The 19,302-nt window shown below is 45.2% G+C and carries 14 protein-coding genes; 12 read left to right on the top strand and 2 right to left on the bottom strand.

Annotated elements, in window-relative coordinates:
• Positions 1-21: 21 nt before the first annotated feature.
• The 12 genes from U0033_RS15235 to U0033_RS15290 all read left to right on the top strand — a co-directional run bounded on the left by U0033_RS15235 (position 22) and on the right by U0033_RS15290 (position 15,229).
• On the top strand, positions 22-372 hold the full coding sequence (locus tag U0033_RS15235) for an FtsL-like putative cell division protein (RefSeq protein ID WP_072359141.1): 351 nt from the start codon (positions 22-24) through the stop codon (positions 370-372).
• A gap of 15 nt (positions 373-387) precedes the next feature.
• Positions 388-2,493 carry a penicillin-binding protein gene (locus U0033_RS15240; protein WP_072359143.1) on the top strand — a complete coding sequence of 702 codons (2,106 nt, stop codon included), beginning with the start codon at positions 388-390 and terminating at the stop codon, positions 2,491-2,493.
• Positions 2,493-3,959, top strand: coding sequence for a UDP-N-acetylmuramoyl-L-alanyl-D-glutamate--2,6-diaminopimelate ligase (locus tag U0033_RS15245; protein ID WP_072359145.1), 1,467 nt, complete (start codon positions 2,493-2,495; stop codon positions 3,957-3,959). The genes U0033_RS15240 and U0033_RS15245 overlap by 1 nt, the downstream gene beginning before the upstream one ends.
• A gap of 78 nt (positions 3,960-4,037) precedes the next feature.
• The gene (gene mraY, locus U0033_RS15250) at positions 4,038-5,261 is read left to right on the top strand and encodes a phospho-N-acetylmuramoyl-pentapeptide-transferase (protein WP_326980872.1); all 1,224 of its coding nucleotides are present in this window, start codon (positions 4,038-4,040) and stop codon (positions 5,259-5,261) included.
• Between the two features lie 5 nt (positions 5,262-5,266).
• Positions 5,267-6,607: a UDP-N-acetylmuramoyl-L-alanine--D-glutamate ligase gene (gene murD, locus U0033_RS15255; RefSeq protein WP_072359149.1), complete on the top strand. Its 1,341-nt coding sequence runs from the start codon at positions 5,267-5,269 to the stop codon at positions 6,605-6,607.
• Between the two features lie 37 nt (positions 6,608-6,644).
• Positions 6,645-7,847 carry an FtsW/RodA/SpoVE family cell cycle protein gene (locus U0033_RS15260; RefSeq protein ID WP_072359150.1) on the top strand — a complete coding sequence of 401 codons (1,203 nt, stop codon included), beginning with the start codon at positions 6,645-6,647 and terminating at the stop codon, positions 7,845-7,847.
• A 14-nt stretch (positions 7,848-7,861) separates the two neighbouring features.
• The gene (gene murG / locus U0033_RS15265) at positions 7,862-8,956 is read left to right on the top strand and encodes an undecaprenyldiphospho-muramoylpentapeptide beta-N-acetylglucosaminyltransferase (protein ID WP_072359152.1); all 1,095 of its coding nucleotides are present in this window, start codon (positions 7,862-7,864) and stop codon (positions 8,954-8,956) included.
• Between the two features lie 14 nt (positions 8,957-8,970).
• Positions 8,971-10,338, top strand: coding sequence for a UDP-N-acetylmuramate--L-alanine ligase (murC, locus tag U0033_RS15270; protein WP_072359154.1), 1,368 nt, complete (start codon positions 8,971-8,973; stop codon positions 10,336-10,338).
• 20 nt (positions 10,339-10,358) lie between these two features.
• Positions 10,359-11,381, top strand: coding sequence for a cell division protein FtsQ/DivIB (locus U0033_RS15275; protein ID WP_072359155.1), 1,023 nt, complete (start codon positions 10,359-10,361; stop codon positions 11,379-11,381).
• 28 nt (positions 11,382-11,409) lie between these two features.
• Entirely contained in the window at positions 11,410-12,813 is a 1,404-nt protein-coding gene (gene ftsA, locus U0033_RS15280) for a cell division protein FtsA (protein ID WP_072359156.1), read from the top strand.
• Positions 12,814-12,984: 171 nt separating this feature from the next.
• Positions 12,985-14,679 carry a cell division protein FtsZ gene (gene ftsZ, locus U0033_RS15285; protein ID WP_072359158.1) on the top strand — a complete coding sequence of 565 codons (1,695 nt, stop codon included), beginning with the start codon at positions 12,985-12,987 and terminating at the stop codon, positions 14,677-14,679.
• 157 nt (positions 14,680-14,836) lie between these two features.
• Positions 14,837-15,229, top strand: coding sequence for a pirin family protein (locus U0033_RS15290; RefSeq protein ID WP_245801746.1), 393 nt, complete (start codon positions 14,837-14,839; stop codon positions 15,227-15,229).
• Positions 15,230-15,332: 103 nt separating this feature from the next.
• On the opposite strand, the gene U0033_RS15295 is transcribed toward U0033_RS15290, so the two are convergent.
• Together U0033_RS15295 and U0033_RS15300 are read right to left on the bottom strand one after the other, a co-directional pair.
• Complete coding sequence (locus U0033_RS15295; RefSeq protein WP_072359160.1) at positions 15,333-17,285, bottom strand: KUP/HAK/KT family potassium transporter; 1,953 nt, start codon at positions 17,283-17,285, stop codon at positions 15,333-15,335.
• A gap of 257 nt (positions 17,286-17,542) precedes the next feature.
• Positions 17,543-19,099, bottom strand: coding sequence for an OmpA family protein (locus U0033_RS15300; RefSeq protein ID WP_072359162.1), 1,557 nt, complete (start codon positions 19,097-19,099; stop codon positions 17,543-17,545).
• Between the last annotated feature and the right edge of the window lie 203 nt (positions 19,100-19,302).

Here is a 19,302-nt window from a genome sequence, read left to right on the forward strand (position 1 = left end):
TGACTAATAAAACCGAGCTGCTTGGAACAGGAAGAACATATACCAGTCGCAGAATTACCGGATGAACCGGAACAGAAAAGAGAATGGCGCCTGCGCATCAATTACAGGGCCATCACGCAAAATATGCCCTTTATTCTGTTCCTCTCCGCACTTGCGCTGATCTATATCGCCAACAGTCACCTGGCTGAAAAAAAGATCCGCCAGATCAACAAACTGGGTCGTGAGATCAAAGAGTTGAAGTGGGAATATCTCAATGTGAAAAGTGAATTAATGTTCCGTAGCAAAATGAGTGAAGTCAGCAAGTCAGTGGAACCCTGGGGCCTCAAGCCACTCAGTTCCCCACCCCAAAAAATCGTACTGAAGAAACAGTAATAATCATATCAGACTGTGGAAGTAAAGAAAGACATATTGTGGAGAGTGTATCTGTGCTTTATCGGCATGGTGCTGTTTGGTGTGGCTATATTAATAAAGGTGTTCTTTCTCCAGAACGTTGAAGGAAATTACTGGCGAAGCATGGCAGACAGCCTGCACACCCGCTACGTAACCCTCGACGCAGACCGGGGTACCATCTACTCCGAAGAAGGCAGGATGTTATCCACATCTATCCCCTACTTCGATGTAAGAGTCGATTTCGCAGCAGATGGGCTCACCGATAAGAATGGAAAGATCTTCAAGGACAATGTTGACTCATTGTCCATTTGTCTTTCAAAGACTTTTCAGGACCACACCCAAAAGGAATATAAAACACTCCTGCAGGAAGGCTATAAGAACAAAGACAGATACTTTCTTCTGAAAAGAGATATTTCGTTTACCCAGTATCAGCAACTCCGCCAGTTCCCAATGTTCAGACTAGGGAAAAATAAAGGAGGCCTGATAGCGGAAACGAAGAATAAACGCATCAACCCCTTTAAACTGCTGGCTAACAGAACCATCGGTTTAAGCAGGCAAAATGCACAGAACGTAGGTCTCGAAAGGACCTACGATGACTATTTAAGCGGTACCACCGGTAAAAGACTGATGCGCCGCATTGCTGGTGGCACTTTCGTTCCCGTCGAAGGTTATGACATAGAACCTGAAAATGGTCACGATGTTATCACTACCCTAGATGTAAACATGCAGGATATCGTTGAAACCGCCCTCATGAATATGATGGTCGCCAACGAAGCCGAAAACGGTACCTGTATATTGATGGAGGTGAAAACCGGCAAAATCAAAGCAATCGCCAACCTGGGCAAACAACCAGATGGCAGCTATTTCGAGGATATGAACTATGCCCTGAGAGCAACAGAGCCCGGCTCTACGTTCAAACTGGCTACCATCATCTCCGTACTCGACGACAAATACGCCACCATGAACAACATGGTGAACCTGCAGGAAGGTCAGTGGCAGATAGGACGCAGAACCGTATTTGATTCCGAACCACACCCCGGCCAGACGAACGTAACTATCAAACACGCGTTCGAACTAAGCTCAAATGTGGGAATGGCAAAACTGGCTTATCAGTTCTATAATAAAAGACCAAACGACTTCGTCTGGCACCTGAGAAAACTCAGGCTCGACAAGCCCACTGGTATAGACCTCGTAGGTGAAGACCAACCGGTCATCAAAACCACTGCCAGCAGAACATGGAGCGCTACCAGCCTTCCGTGGATGGCTTTCGGTTACGAAGTGCTAATCAGCCCGTTGCAAACCTGCATGCTCTACAACGCTGTAGCGAACAACGGCAAAATGATGAAGCCTTACCTGGTGAACTCCATTAATGAATATGGTAAACCAGTGAAGAGTTTCGAACCTGAGGTTTTATTGGACAGCATTTGCTCCTCTAATACACTCACCCAGGTAAAAGCAATGTTGGAAGGAGTTGTAATGAATGGAACAGCACGATCATTGTGGTCACCATATTACAGCTTTGCCGGTAAAACCGGTACTGCCCTGGTAGCGAATGCTAACCGGGGTTATGCCGATAAAATATACCAGTCCTCTTTCGCAGGATATTTTCCTGCCAAAGACCCGCAGTTCACCTGCATTGTGGTTATCAAAAACAAACCACATGCAGCTAAGTTCTACGGTGCCTCTGTAGCAGGACCTGTTTTTCGCGAAGTAGCGGACAAACTGTATGCTATCGCCGTTGAAAAACAACAACCCATGAGAGCGAACCTGATGCTGGATACATTGCTGGCATTCAAAAACAGCAAGGGCCGTGATTGGAAAGAAATCACCCATACACTGGACCTGCCTGTTGAAGGTGAAGTCAATAACAACAATTGGGTAAGTGCCAGGGTAACTGACAAGAAGGTCAGCTTCGCCCAGGTATCGCAGGCAAAAGGCAGCGTGCCAAATGTAACAGGGATGGGATTGAAGGATGCATTATACCTGCTTGAGAATGCGGGATTGCGTGTGGTAGTAAGAGGTGCTGGTAAAGTTACCAACCAATCCATTCCTGGAGGAACACAATTAGAAAGAAACCAAACGATAGTCATAGAACTGAGTTAATGAAAACACTGCGTGACATATTATATAATGTAAACATCGTGGCTGTAAAAGGGTCGACCGATACTGCCGTGAATGCACTGAATATCGACTCCAGAGCTGTTAAGCCTGGAGATGCCTTCATTGCAATCAGGGGTGTACATTCCGATGGTCACCTGTTCATTGACAAGGCTGTGCAACAGGGTGCCGCTGTTGTGATCTGTGAAGAACTCCCTGCACAGATAGCAGACAACGTTGTCTATGTACAGGTGAGCAGCAGCACTACCGCAGCAGGTGTAATAGCAGGTAACTTCTACGATAACCCTTCTCACAAGGTGCAACTCGTAGGCGTAACCGGTACTAATGGTAAAACTACCATCGCTACCCTCCTGTTCAAATTGTTCAGTGCTCTCGGCTACCATTGCGGAATGCTCTCCACCGTACAGAACCAGATCGGTGACAAGATCGTTCCGTCTACCCATACTACCCCAGATCCCATTCATCTGAATGCACTCCTGGCGGATATGGTGAATGATGGTTGTGATTATGTGTTCATGGAAGTGAGCTCCCACGCTATTCACCAGCAAAGGATAGCCGGGCTGAAATTTGCCGGAGGCATCTTCAGCAATATCACTCACGATCACCTGGACTATCACAAGACCTTCGACGAATATATCAGGGTAAAAAAATCCTGGTTCGATGGTCTGCCAGCTACGGCTTTTGCCCTCACTAACCTCGATGATAAAAGAGGTAATGTGATGTTGCAAAATACCAAAGCGAAAAAACAGTCTTATAGCCTGCGCACTGTTGCAGACTTTAAGGGAAAGATCCTTGAAAATAATCTCACTGGCCTGATCATGATGATCAATGAGACAGAAGTACACTTCCGCCTCATCGGTGAGTTTAACGCATACAACCTGCTGGCTGTATACGGGGCTGCTACCCTGCTTGGACAGGAGAAAGCCCGTGTATTACAGGCACTCAGTGACCTCTCCGGAGCTGAAGGGCGTTTCGATTATATCGTTTCACCCCATCAGCGCATCATCGGTATTGTGGATTATGCACATACACCTGATGCATTGCTCAATGTGCTGGCAACTATCAAAAACCTGCGCAAAGGCAACGAACAGGTCATCACCGTAGTTGGCTGCGGCGGCGATCGTGACACAGCAAAACGCCCTGTCATGGCCGAAGTAGCAGTAGAGCGCAGTGACAGGGTAATCCTGACCTCCGATAATCCCCGTTCAGAAGATCCGAACGAGATTATCAAGCAAATGGAAGCCGGTGTACCCGTACATCTTAAAAAGAAAGTACTGTCTATCACCGACCGTAAAGAAGCCATCAAAACAGCAATCAGCCTCGCAAATCCTGAGGACATTATTCTCATAGCCGGGAAAGGCCATGAGAAGTACCAGGATATTCAGGGCGTGAAGCATCCTTTCGATGATAAACAAGTGCTGGAAGAGATGATGAGGATGATGGAGAAATAAAACTAAACGAACAACAACTAACGAACAACTAACTAACAACGACTAACTAACAGTATGCTTTATTACTTATTCAATTATTTGAAAACGTTAAATTTCAGCGGTAGCGGGATGTTTCAATTCATCACGTTCCGTGTGACGATGGCGTTACTGTTATCCCTGGTAATCTCTCTCCTGTTAGGTAAACGCATCGTAAAATTTCTCCAGAAAAAACAGATCGGTGAAACGATCCGAGACCTCGGTCTGGCAGGCGAAAACAGTAAGAAAGGAACTCCTACTATGGGAGGTCTGATCATCCTGGCTGCCATCCTGATTCCTACCCTGCTGTTTGCACAGATCAAAACAGTTTACATCTGGCTCATGCTGCTTTGCACTGTGTGGTTAGGGTTGATCGGTTTCCTGGACGATTATATCAAGGTATTCAAAAAGAATAAGGAAGGGCTGGCCGGTAAGTTCAAGATCCTGGGCCAGGTGGGTTTGGGTATCATCATCGGCAGCACTTTGTACTTCAACGAAAACGTGGTGATCTCCCGTGAGATCATTGGTGCGAAAAAACTCGCTCCTTACGAAAGAGTTGTGGCCAAATCAGAAAGAGTGACGAAAGGAGGTCATCGCTTTGCAGATGTAAAGACGCCGATCACTTCGATTCCTTTTGTAAAGAATCATGAATTTAACTACGCCAAACTGATCTCCTGGATCCCTGGCGCAGAGAAATATACTTACATCCTCTACATCCTCATCGTGATCATTATCATTACGGCAGTATCCAATGGTGCGAATCTCACAGATGGATTAGATGGACTGGCCACGGGTGTTTCTGCGGTCATAGGTGTTTGTCTTGGGATATTCGCCTACGTATCAGGCAACATCCAGTTCGCTGAATACCTGAATATCATGTACATCCCCAACCTGGGTGAACTGTCTATTTTCATTGCTGCCTTTGTGGGTGCCTGTGTAGGTTTCCTCTGGTACAATGCTTATCCGGCACAGGTGTTCATGGGAGATACAGGTAGCCTGGCTTTGGGTGGTATCATTGCTTCCCTGGCCATTATTGTTAGAAAGGAATTATTAATACCGATTTTCTGTGGTGTATTCCTGGTAGAAAACCTGAGTGTTGTATTACAGGTTTCTTACTTTAAGTATACCAAGAAGAAATATGGTGAAGGCAAACGCATCTTCCTGATGTCTCCACTTCACCACCATTACCAGAAGCTGGGGTACCACGAAAGTAAAATTGCCGTTAGGTTCTGGATCATTACAATCATGTGTGCAGTCGCTAGTATTGCAACTTTAAAAATCAGATAAGCAAAATGACAAAGAAACTCATCATACTCGGAGCTGGAGAAAGCGGAATTGGTGCAGCCCTGTTAGGCAAGCAACAGGGGTATGATGTATTCGTGTCAGATGGTGGAACCATCAAGGATATTTATAAACAGGAACTCGCTGTCAACCATATTCCTTTTGAGGAAGGGCAGCATTCCTGGGATGTGATTTTAGGTGCCGATGAAATTGTTAAAAGCCCTGGTATTCCTGAAAAAACGGAGCTGATGAAAAAGATCCGTGCGAAGGGAGTACCGGTGATCTCTGAGATCGAGCTGGCTTACAGGTTTAGCAAAGACGCCAAAGTTATCGCCATTACAGGTAGCAACGGAAAGAGTACAACGACTGCACTCACATTCCACATGTTTGAGATAGCTGGTCTCAAGGCTGCGATGGTAGGTAATATTGGTCTGAGTTATGCCCGTGTAGTAGCAACCGCACCCGCTGATTATTATATCGTCGAAGTGAGTAGCTTTCAATTGGACGATATCGTGGAGTTCAAGCCAAACGTGGCTATCCTGTTGAATATCACTCCGGATCATCTGGATAGATATGACTACAAAATGGAGAACTATGTGGCGTCAAAATTCCGCATAACGATGAATCAGGGGCCGGAAGATTTCTTTGTGTATTGCAAAGATGATCAGGAGATTGACAATTATTTAAAGAAGCAAACTATTTATTCAACATCAATACCCTTTACTATCATGGAACCGTTAAAGCAAGGAGGATTTATGGTAAACGATCAGGTAAACATCCAGGTTAATGATGAACCAGTAATCGTATCAATGTATGATCTCGCGCTTAAGGGCAAGCACAACTTGTACAATTCCATGGCAGCGGGTATTGCTGGAAGGACCATGGAGATAAGGAAAGAAAAAATTCGGGAGAGCCTGACATCTTTTAAGAGTCTGGAGCACCGTATGGAGTACGTTGCCACTGTGCGTGGTGTGGATTTCATCAATGATAGTAAAGCGACCAATGTCAACTCTTTGTGGTTTGCACTGGAGAGCATGGAAACCCCGGTAGTACTGATTATGGGAGGTGTTGATAAAGGAAATGATTACAGTGCTATCAGGGAACTGGTTAAAGAAAAAGTAAAAGCAATTATATGTCTGGGTATAGACAATGCGCCGATTCAGGAAGCGTTATCAAATGATACTCAGGTAATGGTTGACACACGCAGTATGAAAGAAGCTGTTGATGCAGCCTTTCAGCATGCGGAAAAAGGAGATGTAATATTACTCTCGCCGGCTTGTGCAAGCTTCGATCTGTTTAAGAACTACGAGGACAGAGGCAAGCAGTTTAAAGATGCGGTGAGGGAACTATAATAAAATCCGGGATATTCCGGGAACTAACGAAAGTTGAATGGACGGTTTACTTCATAGGACTAAGGGTGACAAAGTGATTTGGACGATCGTGATCTTCCTCTCACTAGTGAGTCTGCTGGCGGTTTATAGCGCCACGGGGTCACTTGCCTATCGCCTTCAGGGCGGTCATACGGAGTATTACCTTTTCAAACAACTGAGTGTACTGGTAATGGGATTGCTGATCATCTACTTTGCACACCGGGTGAATTATACAATTTACTCCCGTGTAGCACAGATAGGTTTCCTGATCTCTATTCCCTTACTGATATATACGCTGGCATTTGGCCGACATATTAATGATGCAAGCCGCTGGATCAGGCTCCCCGTTATTAATCTGACCTTTCAGACTTCTGACGTAGCTAAACTGGCCATATTCATGTATGTAAGCAGACAGCTCTCCAAGAGACAGGGCATGATCACCGATTTTAAGAAGGGCTTTCTGCCTATTATTATTCCGGTAGGTGTGATCTGTGTTTTGATTATGCCTGCAAACATGTCTACCGCATTGCTGCTGGGCGCCAGTTGTATGACACTTTGTTTTATTGGCCGGGTACCTGTCAAGTATCTGGCTGCCATGGTAGGTGCAGGTGTGGTGGCGATTTTACTGATGTTCGCAGTGGCATCGCTCACTGGTAAAAAAATGCGTACCGAAACATGGAAAAAGAGAATAGAACATTTTACATCAGGCGATGCATCAAATGCTGATTTACCGTATCAGGTACAACAGGCAAACATTGCTATCGCAGGTGGGGGAGTAATAGGTAAAGGTCCTGGTAACAGTACCCAGCGAAACTTCCTTCCGCATGCTTATAGCGACTACATATACGCAACAATTATTGAGGAGTATGGTATCTTTGGCGCCTTTTTGATATTGATGGCCTATATGTTGCTATTATTAAGAAGCATCAGCTTGTTTAGAAAATGTCCTTACGCATTCGGCGCTTTTCTGGCAGTTGGTCTCAGCATTACATTAGTCATACAGGCACTGACAAATATGGCAGTGAATGTAGGACTCTTTCCAGTAACAGGTGTGACTTTGCCGCTCGTGAGTATGGGAGGATCTTCCGTGATCTTTACCAGTCTTGCTATTGGAATTATATTAAGTGTGTCAAGAAACGTAGAAGAACTGGAAGGCAAAAGAATTGAACAGGAAAGGATTGCGAAGGTAGTAGCCCAGCAAGCTGAAATCGAAGAATTTTAAAAACTAACATGACAATGCAACGCAGAATTATCATAGCAGGTGGTGGTACCGGAGGACATATCTTCCCGGCGATCGCTATTGCCAATGCGTTGAAAAAGATAGAACCGGAAACGGAGATCCTTTTTGTAGGTGCCAAAGGAAAAATGGAGATGGAGAAAGTGCCGCAGGCAGGCTACCGCATTGAAGGACTGGATATAGCAGGATTCAACCGCAGCAATATGCTCAAGAACCTGTTGTTGCCGTTCAAGATCCTGAAAAGCCTTTCACAGGCCAGTAAGGTGATTGATACCTTTAAACCGGATGCGGTAGTAGGTGTGGGTGGTTTTGCCAGCTTCCCTGTTATGCGCAAAGCACAAAAGAGAGGTATTCCTACACTGATACAGGAACAAAATTCCTTTGCAGGAAAAGCGAATATGTCGCTGGGAAAGAAAGCAGCAAAGATCTGTGTAGCCTACGAAGGCATGGAGAAATTCTTTCCTGCGGAGAAGCTGATCATGACTGGTAATCCTGTAAGAGGCAACATTACACAGTCTGCAGTATCAAAAGAAGATGCCCTTGCACACTTTGGTCTTCGCACAGGTAAGCAAACAGTGTTCGCTGTGGGTGGCAGCCTGGGAGCGAAATCGATCAACGAAGCACTGGCACCGATACTCGCCACTTTTGTAGAGAAAGACATCCAGCTGATCTGGCAAACAGGTAAGCCTTACTTTGAAACTGCGAAAGCTGTTGCTGCACCATATGCTTCTCATGTAAAAGTGTATGAGTTCATCAACGTCATGGACTTTGCTTACAAGGCTGCGGATGTAGTGGTATCACGTGCAGGCGCACTGGCCATCGCTGAACTCTGTGTAGTAAAGAAACCTGTCATCTTCGTGCCCTTCCCTTTTGCGGCCGAAGATCACCAGACCTTCAATGCGAAAAGTCTGGTAGACAAAAAAGCAGCGCTGCTGATCAAAAATGATGATGCCGCCGCTCAACTGGGAAATACCTTATTCAGTTTGTTACAAAACAATGCGTTACTGCAACAACTGGAAGAGAATATAGAAAAACTGGGAAATAAAAACGCTGATATGGTCATTGCTAAACAAGTGTTAGCGCTGATCAAATAAAAGGAATAAGAAAAATGGATCTGAACAACATACAACGTGTTTACTTCATTGGAATCGGAGGCATCGGTATGAGCGCCATCGCCCGCTTTTTTAATGAAAAAGGCGTGCATGTAAGTGGCTATGACCGCACCGAAACCCCGCTGACCCGTCAGCTGGCTGAGGAAGGTATGCAGATTCATTACTCGGATGATGTCAATCTGCTGGATAAAGATGCACAGCTGGTTGTATATACACCCGCTATTCCCGGTACCCACGGAGAGTTGATCTGGTACCGTAAAAATGAATACGAAGTAGTAAAACGGAGCGACGTATTGCAGGAGATCACCAAAGAGTTGTTTGCCATCACCGTAGGAGGTACCCATGGTAAGACAACCATCTCTACCCTTACCGCTCACATACTGCGTCATAGTGGCTATGGTTGCAATGCCTTCCTCGGTGGCATCAGCGCTAACTACGACCGCAACTTCTGGAGCAGTGACAAACAGGTTGCTGTGATTGAAGCCGATGAGTATGACCGTTCATTCCTGAAACTGCATCCTGATATTGCCGTGCTCACTGCCATGGATGCAGATCACCTGGATATCTACGGTACAGAAGCAGACATGCAGGATGCCTTCGTACAATATACTGCGAACATAAAACCGAATGGTACACTGATCGCAAAGTTAGGATTGTCTCGTGCAGGAGAATTGAAAGGTGATAATAAACGCTGGTATCATCTGAAAGATTCGAAAGCAAATATTTATGCAACCAATATCAGAACAGTTGACGGTGGTTACCTGTTTGATGTGGTAGAGCAGGACTGGCACATTCATGATGTAAAACTGCCTATCGGGGGCACACATAATATTGAGAATGCAGTGGCAGCCATCACGGTGGCGCACCTGTTAGGCATCGATGCCGCAAAGATCAAAGCAGCAATTGCTGATTTCAAAGGCATCAAACGTCGCTTTGAGTACCTGGTGAAGAATGATTACCAGGTATATATAGACGACTACGCACATCATCCGGAAGAATTACGTGCCCTCATCAGCAGTGCGCGTGGCTTATTCCCTGACAAGCGCTGTACAGTTATCTTCCAGCCACACCTGTATACCCGTACACGTGACCTGGCAGCAGGATTTGCAGAGAGTTTGTCACTGGCAGATGAAGTATTACTGTTACCCATCTATCCGGCCAGAGAATTACCTATTGAAGGCGTGCGCAGTGAGATCCTGGCGGAAAAGATCACAGTACCAGTGCAGGTGATACAAAAAGAAGATGTATTAGCCTGGGTAAAATCGAATAGTGCACCGTTGCTCATCACGGCTGGTGCCGGTGACATTGACCAATTCAGAGATCCGATCAAAGAGATATTGAACGGAGAGAAAGTGAACGAGTAGACAACAAAATCAACACCCAAATGCAAACCAAGACCCACCGGGCATTAAAACGAATAGGTAGTGTACTGCTCTGGACAGCGGTATTGACTGGATTCGTGGTCCTGCTTGTTGCGGCAGTGCAGGACAAAGAAGATGGTAAGTGCAAGGGAATCGTTGTAAAACTGGTTGGGAACGAGCATAACTTTTTTATAGAAGAGAAAGATATAAAAGTGTTGGTGGCTGGCGACAAGCATTTAAATCCTGTTGGCAAGCCCATAAAAGAGATTAACATCGCAGCATTGGAGAAGATGGTAGCCCGTGATCCCTGGGTAAAAACTGCGAACATCTTTGTGGATAACCAGCGAAAACTCAACATCAAGGTCGCTCAGCGAGAACCCGTAGCAAGGATCTTTACCTTAACAGGAAATACCTACTACCTTGACAAGGATGGAGACAGAATACCGGTATCAGCCCGCTATACAGCAAGAGTGCCGGTGTTCACAGATTATCCGTCAGATGCTGCTAAGGTGCAAAAGGCAGACAGCGCATTGACTGCAGGTATCATGGAAATAGGCAGCTTTGTACAAAGCGACCCTTTCTGGACTGCACAGGTGGAACAGGTGGTCATCACCCCCCAGCGTGAGTTTGAGATTATACCGACACTGGGAGATCACGTGATACTGTTTGGCGACGGTACCGATGTAGCAAAAAAATTTAACAAACTGCTGGCGTTTTATAAAGAAGGATTGAGTAAAGTGGGATGGAACAATTACGCGAAAATCAACGTGGCATTCGAAAACGAAGTAGTATGTACACGAAGAAGCGGGGAGGAATTATCAAAAAAGCTGGCCGCTGAAGACAGCGCAAAATTAGCCAGCAACGGTGATACACTAGCGAGGATAATGGTGCACGGAAACGATTCCGTACAACCGGAAGCTGCAAAGCTTGCATCTTCAGTCAGAGTGGTACCAGCCAGACCTACGCCTTCGAAACAGAGAAATCAAAAGGACAAGTCGTCTGGAAAAAAGGAACCAAAGGCAGTGTATAGGCCGGGTAGAAATTAGTAACACAACAAAAAACTATAGAAACGCCATGAATCAGGAAGCTCCTATCATTGTAGGTCTTGATATTGGAACTACAAAGATTGCTGCCATTGCAGGTCGAAAGAACGAATTCGGGAAACTGGAAATCCTGGGGTTCGGTAAAGCCCCGTCTTTTGGTGTTCAGCACGGAATGGTGTTGAATATTGATCAGACGATCAAGGCGATACGTCAGGCCCTGGAGAACTGCTATGCTTCTAATCCTAACCTGGAGATCAATGAAGTCTATGTTGGCATTGCAGGTCATCACATCAAGAGCCTGCAGACCCGCGGCGATATCGTGCGTAACGATACCGAAGCGGAGATATCCCAGAAAGATATTGATCAACTGATAAATGACCAGTATAAAACGGTGATCCCCGCCAGTGATCAGATCATTGACGTGATCCCACAACAATATATTGTTGATAGCCTCCAGAACATTACTTATCCTATTGGGATGAGCGGTGTGAAGGTGGGTGCGAATTTTCATATCATCACCGGTGATAAGAATGCGATTCGCAACATCAATCGTAGCGTTGAGAAATCCGGCCTGAAGATCCACGACCTGGTACTTCAGCCCCTGGCTTCTGCCGCTGCCGTAATGTGTGATATGGACTTCGAAGCAGGTGTAGCCATCGTAGATATCGGCGGTGGTACTACAGACCTGGCTGTGTTCTACGAAGGTATCCTGAAGCACACAGCCGTAATACCTTACGGTGGTGAGAACATCACCAACGATATCAAAAACGGTCTCGGTGTATTGAAGACACAGGCAGAGCAAATGAAAGTTCAATTCGGATATGCACTGGCTGATGAAGCAAAAAGCAATGCTTACATCACCATTCCCGGACTGCGCGGACAGAGCCCTAAAGAGATTTCTGTGAAGAACCTGGCTCATATCATACAAGCGCGTATGAGTGAGATCATGGACTTCGTCATTTATCATCTCAAACAGATTGGTATGGATAACAAGATGCTCAATGGTGGTATCATCCTGACGGGTGGTGGCTCCCAGCTGAAACATCTGATCCAGCTTACTGAATATACAACTGGTGTAAGTGCACGTATTGGGTATCCAAACGAACACCTGGCCACCGGTCATATCGACGAGCTGACCAGGCCAATGTACTCCACCTGTATAGGTCTTATTCTCAAGGGTTATAACGACTATGAGAATGACCGCAGGGCAATGGAAGAAAATTACGTTAAGATCAACACCAGCTATACCGCGAAGGAGCAGGCCTCGAAAGCCGCTACAGAAGCGGATAACAGCTGGGAAGATGATGCCCCCTCAGTTGAAGAAATTCAGGCAAGAAAAGCGAGAGAAAGAAATGCTTCGCTGAAAACTTTCCTCGACAGAATGAAAACGAAGATCATCGACATGTTCACAGAAGAAGAGGATGCAAAACTTTAACAGGGTATTTTCCGAGAATGGCGTAATTGTTGCAGCCATAAGCGATTTCAAATCAGATAATTAATATTCGGACAATGGTAGTGGGTTCTACCACTTCCAATAATTACTAACTATAGAAGAATTTGTGGGCATTATTAATTATACTTACTAACCCATAAAAGAGATAGAGTCATGATACATTTTGATCTTCCCAAAGAAAAGTCTTCCATCATCAAAGTGATAGGCATTGGTGGTGGCGGAAGCAACGCGGTGAACCACATGTTCAACCAGCGTATTGAGGGCGTGAATTTTATCATCTGTAATACAGATGCGCAGGCTATCTCCAATAGTCCTGTCCCAAATAAAATTCAGCTTGGTCCTCACCTGACTCAGGGTCTCGGAGCTGGTGCCAACCCCCGCATTGGTGAACAGGCGACTGAAGAATCCTTTGAAGAAATCAAAAAGATCTTAGAGGTGAATACCAAGATGGCATTCATCACTGCAGGTATGGGTGGTGGTACCGGAACAGGTGGTGCTCCAATCATCGCGAAGATCTGTAAAGAACTGGGCATTCTCACAGTGGGCATTGTGACCACTCCTTTTTCCTATGAAGGAAAGAAGAGAATGCAACAGGCCGATGATGGCGTGAACCGTCTGAAAGAATACGTAGATACACTATTGATTATTTCTAACGATAAACTGCGCCAGAAGTTCGGCGACCTGAAGTTCAAAGCTGCTTTTGAAAAAGCAGATAACGTACTGGCTACCGCTGCTAAGTGTATCACTGATGTGATCAACAGCACTGGTCAGATCAACGTTGACTTTGCGGACGTTTGTACGGTAATGCGCAACGGAGGCGTTGCCATTCTTGGTGCGGCTACTGCAGAAGGTGAAAACCGCGCACAGAAAGCGATCGAAGAAGCACTTACTTCACCGCTGCTGAATGATAACGACATCCGTGGTGCAAAATGGATCCTGCTGAATATCTCTTCAGCTGAAGGTGAATTCGAGCATACACTCGATGAAATGGATACTATCCAGGCATATGTTCAAAGCCAGGCAGGTGAGGATTGCGATGTAATCCTTGGTGTTGGCTACGATCAGGACCTGGATCGTAAACTGGGTGTAACTATTATTGCTACCGGTTTCGAACAAAAACCGATTCAGCAGGTAAAACAGGCCCCACAGGATCCATCTCTTAACCAGCCTAGAATCGTAATGGAACTGGGTCGTGAAGGTGATGAAAAAAAGATGAACACCCCGGTTAGCTCCAACAACAACTCTTTGTTCATCGAACCAACCGACCATATGGCGCCACGGTTGGTAGAGCCTGTGGTCACTCAGCCGGCTACGACGTTTGTAACCCCGGAACCTCCTGCTGAAAGCGGAAGGTCAAGTTTTGCACTCAACATTGAGCCAGTAGGATCAACAGCTCCTACCAGCTATAACAATGTCAACGTGATACAGCCTAATAACCAGGCGGCTGGCGGGTACCCTGCCAGACACATTTTTATTGAGCCAACTACGACTCCACCACCGGCGGAAACACCGGAGATGAAGATAGTATTCCGTGAAGAAGAACCAGGAACTGAGATGTCAAATGATATGCAGCAATTGCATGCATTTGAAGAGCAATTAGAAGAACAGAAACGGAAACAGGCCGAGCGCGTAGCAAAACTGCGTAGTCTCAGTTTTAACGTGAAAGGCATCGATAATAATTCAGAAATTGAAAACGTTCCTGCGTACATTCGTCGGAATATTAATCTCGATAATGGCGCTGGTTCTGCCGAGAATTTCTATTCTAACTATACCATTTCTGATAGTCAGAATAATCAGGCAGAGATCAATACGATCAATACTTTTTTAGATGGGAAAAAACCCGATTGATTTAATTCGAACGTTTGATTGTTTTTTTAGTTGTGTTAAAGAAAGTCCTCTGGTTCTCCGGGGGACTTTTTTATTGGTGTTAACGTGGTATTAACAGTTCAGGAAAAAGTATACCGGCTTACAAAAAGACGATATTCCTGTTGTCGCAAATGATAAAGTGAAAGTGGCTATCGCAGGTGGTCAGTGGAATGGTCATAAAGGGGCTTTACAGTCTATTACAGACATTAACGCCTTCCTGATAGATATGAGTGAGGGAGGTAATACAACGATCCAGGTTGCGAAGGAAAGAAACATTCTTTTTTATGTGCTTCGTGGACAGGTTACTGTAAATGGTCGTACGACGGGAGACAGGAGTATGGTGCTCTTCAATAATGATGGCGATGAAATTACTGTCAGCGCCAGCAAAGATGCGCTGATCCTTTATTGTGACGGACTTCCGCTGAATGAACCAGTGGCCTGGCATGGCCCTTATGTAATGAATACACAAACGGAGATTATGGAAGCGATGAGAGATGAAAGGATGGGAAAATTTGGGTTTTATATAGATTAAAGTACTTCATTTACTCAATAAAAACATTCATGAAAGGCTGAAAAGGGAATGAACACCATTTTCAATAAAAAAGGCCGCTCGTATGAGCGGCCTTTCTATTTTATCAATGTATGATTCGTTTTAGTTGCAGGTTCGTCACCGGCGCTACCACCAGCGGATATTTCTCAATCGTCACATAACTGCTATCCAGCCCAAAACCACGTTCTTCAGAAAGACTTACGCGTTTCAGCCAGAAATACATTCTCATGATCAGACGTTCGTACAGCGGCAGGTCATTGTCGTGTGACAGGAACTTCTCCATTACGATGAACTGGAAGTCGCCCACCACATTGTTCTTACTCAGTGATTCGTAACGGCTGGTGATATTCACCTCTTTGTTCCGCACCATATCTTCCACCACCATTCTGAACATCAGGTTAATACGTTGTTCCACTTTAAATCCTAAGCGGAATTCCACGCGGATCACCTCATTCGGAATGATCGTTTGTACAGAGTATTCACTCAGATAAGGCTCATCTACAACATCTACGTGCACAAACCAATAGATATCTGCACGCTTTGGTTTCTTATTCAGAATTGAATAGATGATCTTATGTTCAATTTCCTTCGGATTGTCAGCACTACTCATATATACGAGGTGCGTAGCATACTTGGGGATAGTGGTATCGTTGCTCAGTTCCTGGATCACTGCCAGATGATCTTCCAGTCGTACGAATTCAACGTAACGATTTTTGATCTTGCGTGATTTGAACCACACCAGCATAATCAGGAAGAGTACACCTGCCACAATCACTGTTACATAACCACCATGCATAAATTTCACCAGGTTGGCGAACAGGAAGGAGAATTCTATCGTAAAGTAGATAATGAGATATATGAGTATCAGGCTTATCCGGACCCTTCGCGTGTATAGGTAGAAGGCAAAGAGACAGGAGGTCATCAACATACAGATGGTAATGGAGAGACCGTATGCCGCTTCCATGGCCCCCGATTCCTGGAAGATCAGTACGATAGCCACACAGCCTATCCACATCATGGTGTTGATACCAGGAATGTATAACTGGCCACGCATTTCAGTTGGATAGTTGATCTTCAGTTTAGGCCACAGGTTCAGTCGCATTGCTTCTGAAATAAGTGTGAATGAGCCGGAGATCAATGCCTGGCTCGCAATGATAGATGCCATTGTAGCAATGAGGATCCCGGGGATCACAAACCACTCAGGCATAATTGTAAAGAAGGGGTTCTGATCTTTTGGCAGCATTGTGCCTTTATGTGTGAGTAACCAGGCACCCTGACCCAGGTAGTTCAGGAGCAGACAGGTTTTCACAAATGTCCAGGATACGCGGATATTACCTTTACCACAGTGCCCCAGGTCGGAATAGAGGGCTTCGGCCCCTGTAGTACAAAGGAACACGGCACCCAGGATCAGGAAGCCACGGGGATAGGTGGTTAATAACTGTATTGCATAGTGTGGGCTGAAAGCCTTCAGTACGGTGAAATCGTCTGCCAGGTGTGACAACCCGAGGATACCGAGCATGGAGAACCAGATCACCATGATAGGTCCAAACAGCTTACCAATAGAATTGGTACCAAACTGTTGTACCACGAAGAGCAATGTAATGATGGTGAGTACGATCTTTACAATTGTCCACTGACTAAGATCTTTGAAAACATCAAGTGTGCGTAGACCTTCGATTGCGGTCGTTACAGTAATAGGTGGGGTAATGATACCATCGGCCAATAATGCGGCGCCGCCTATCATACCAAAGATAACGGCCCATTTGGCGTGTCGGCGTACAAGAGCGTATAACGAGAAGATGCCGCCTTCTCCCTTATTGTCTGCACGCAGCGTGAGGATTACGTACTTAATAGTTGTTTGTAAAGTCAGGGTCCAGAAAATACATGAAATACCGCCGATAACCAGTAAGTCGCTAATATAGTTTGTACCTATAATAGCCTTGAAAACGTATAACGGAGATGTTCCAATGTCACCGTAAATAATACCTAATGCTACTACTAAACCGGCCAGGCTAACCCTGTTAATGTCTTTTCTCACGAAATATGTAATTAAATAAATAAGAGTAGTAATGCTTTTGATGTCGTAACTACCTCCCTTTAGGAGTGTGCATTCAAACAGTCTTGCTACTCAAAAAAGCCATCAAAGTTAGTGCGAATTAAGGAATATAGAAAATTTTTTGTAAGAGTTAATTTGGGTGCTTCGAGGGCTAGCAAAGGCGGCAGGAGGGGGTTTGAGGGGAAATAAAAAACCCCGTCTCTGTTGAGACGGGGCTTCTATATTTTTCTCAGTGAGAATTAGTTAGCTGGAGACAGATCTACAGTACCAGACTCACCAGGAGTGTTTTGTTTGATGAAGCGACCGCGGTCGATACCTTGCTTGTCAGCCAGGTAGTCGATCACTGAATCAACACGACGGCTGCTCAGGTCAACACCACCTTTCTTACCCTTAGCACCTGCGTGACCTGTTACCAGGATGTTACAAGTGGGGTTAGATTTCAGTGTGCTAGCTACAGAAGCCAGGATAGCTTCGTTATCGCTGGAAACCTTGGTAGAAGAACCTTTGAATGCTACGCTAGGCAGAACCAGGCTAGAGCAATTTGTAGTAGGCTGCATGTTCTTGCAACATTCAGGATCTGGGCACTTACCAACACCATCAGCATCAACTGGCTGGCAATAAGTAGGAGTGATCAGCTGTTTGTCTTTGAAGTCAGGAACGCCATCACCATCAGTATCTTTAGCTACACCATGAACGTCAACTGGAGCACCAGCTGGAGTATTTGGTTCGCGGTCGAACTGGTCAGTAACGCCATCGCCATCAGCATCAGGCAGAACTGGAGTAGGCAGTTTCATGTGACGAGGAGCGCTCAGCTCATTGTAAGCATAGTTGAGCGGATTGATCCACCACAGTGGTTCAACTCTCTTAGAAGAGTTACCCAGGTTGAAGTTCAGACGTACACTAGTGTAGCTGAATGCATCTTTGTGGTTAGAGTATGGAGAAGAATAACCGTCCAGATAATCGTCGAAATACATAGTGTATTTCTCTTCAACACCGATGTTAAATCTCTTAGAAACTCTGAAAGCTACGCCTGTACCGAAGTCAGCACCATGGCGCCACAGCTGGTTGTTATCTTTACGACCGATGTTACCTCTGTTACCCTGAGAAGGAGCATTAGATTCGAAATCACCATCGTAGATATTTTTCAGCTGATCTTTGATGTCCTTACGGCTAGCATTGAATTTTACACCACTGTAGCTATAACCGGCACCGCTTCCGTTTACTGCATCAACGTCAACGTCGATCAGGCCCAGAGAGTAACCACCAAATACATACCAGTTAATTTTTGGCTGTGCTTTGTAGAACAGGATGTTGCTCAGGGAAGCGATCAGGTCAAAAGACAGCTGGTGAGTAGCAGTCTTATAGTTGGGAACGATCATGCCATTATTTAAGGCAGCAGTCTTAGCCCAGGTTGTAGCAGCGCCACCACCTGCACCAGTTACTGTACGAAGTCTGTAATCCTGACCTTTGTCGAAAGAACCAGTATACTCAGCTCTTACGGAGAAAGTATGGCCCAGAGATTTTCTCAGGGAGATACCACCACCGAAACCTGGCTTAGCAGGAACGGTACCGTTGATTACATGCAGACCACCATGGAAACCCAGTTCCCACATATCACGTGGTTTTGCAGGGAAATCATACTGATGATTTGCGAAATTGTTTTGTTGTGCCTGTTTTGATGCTGGAACTTTGGTTGAATCCAGGGCGTCAAAAACAGGGGTAACTTGTGCATAACTGGAAGACGCCGCTAGGAGACTCATAGCGCCAGCCAGTAATAAGTACTTTTTGCTTGCCATAATTGTTTTCTATTTAAAAACTGTTAAAAATTTACTAATAACCCGTTTTTTTACCCAGCAAAGGTAAAATTCTCAAATGAATATTCAAATTTTTGTTGCAATATTATTTCTATTGATAACTGGTTAACTATTAACACTTAGGCAAAACTAATGTTGTGCCATACTTTGTTTGAGCATATAACGAATAAGCATATTTGTTATAA

This window comes from Chitinophaga sancti, assembly GCF_034424315.1.
Lineage (GTDB): Bacteria > Bacteroidota > Bacteroidia > Chitinophagales > Chitinophagaceae > Chitinophaga > Chitinophaga sancti.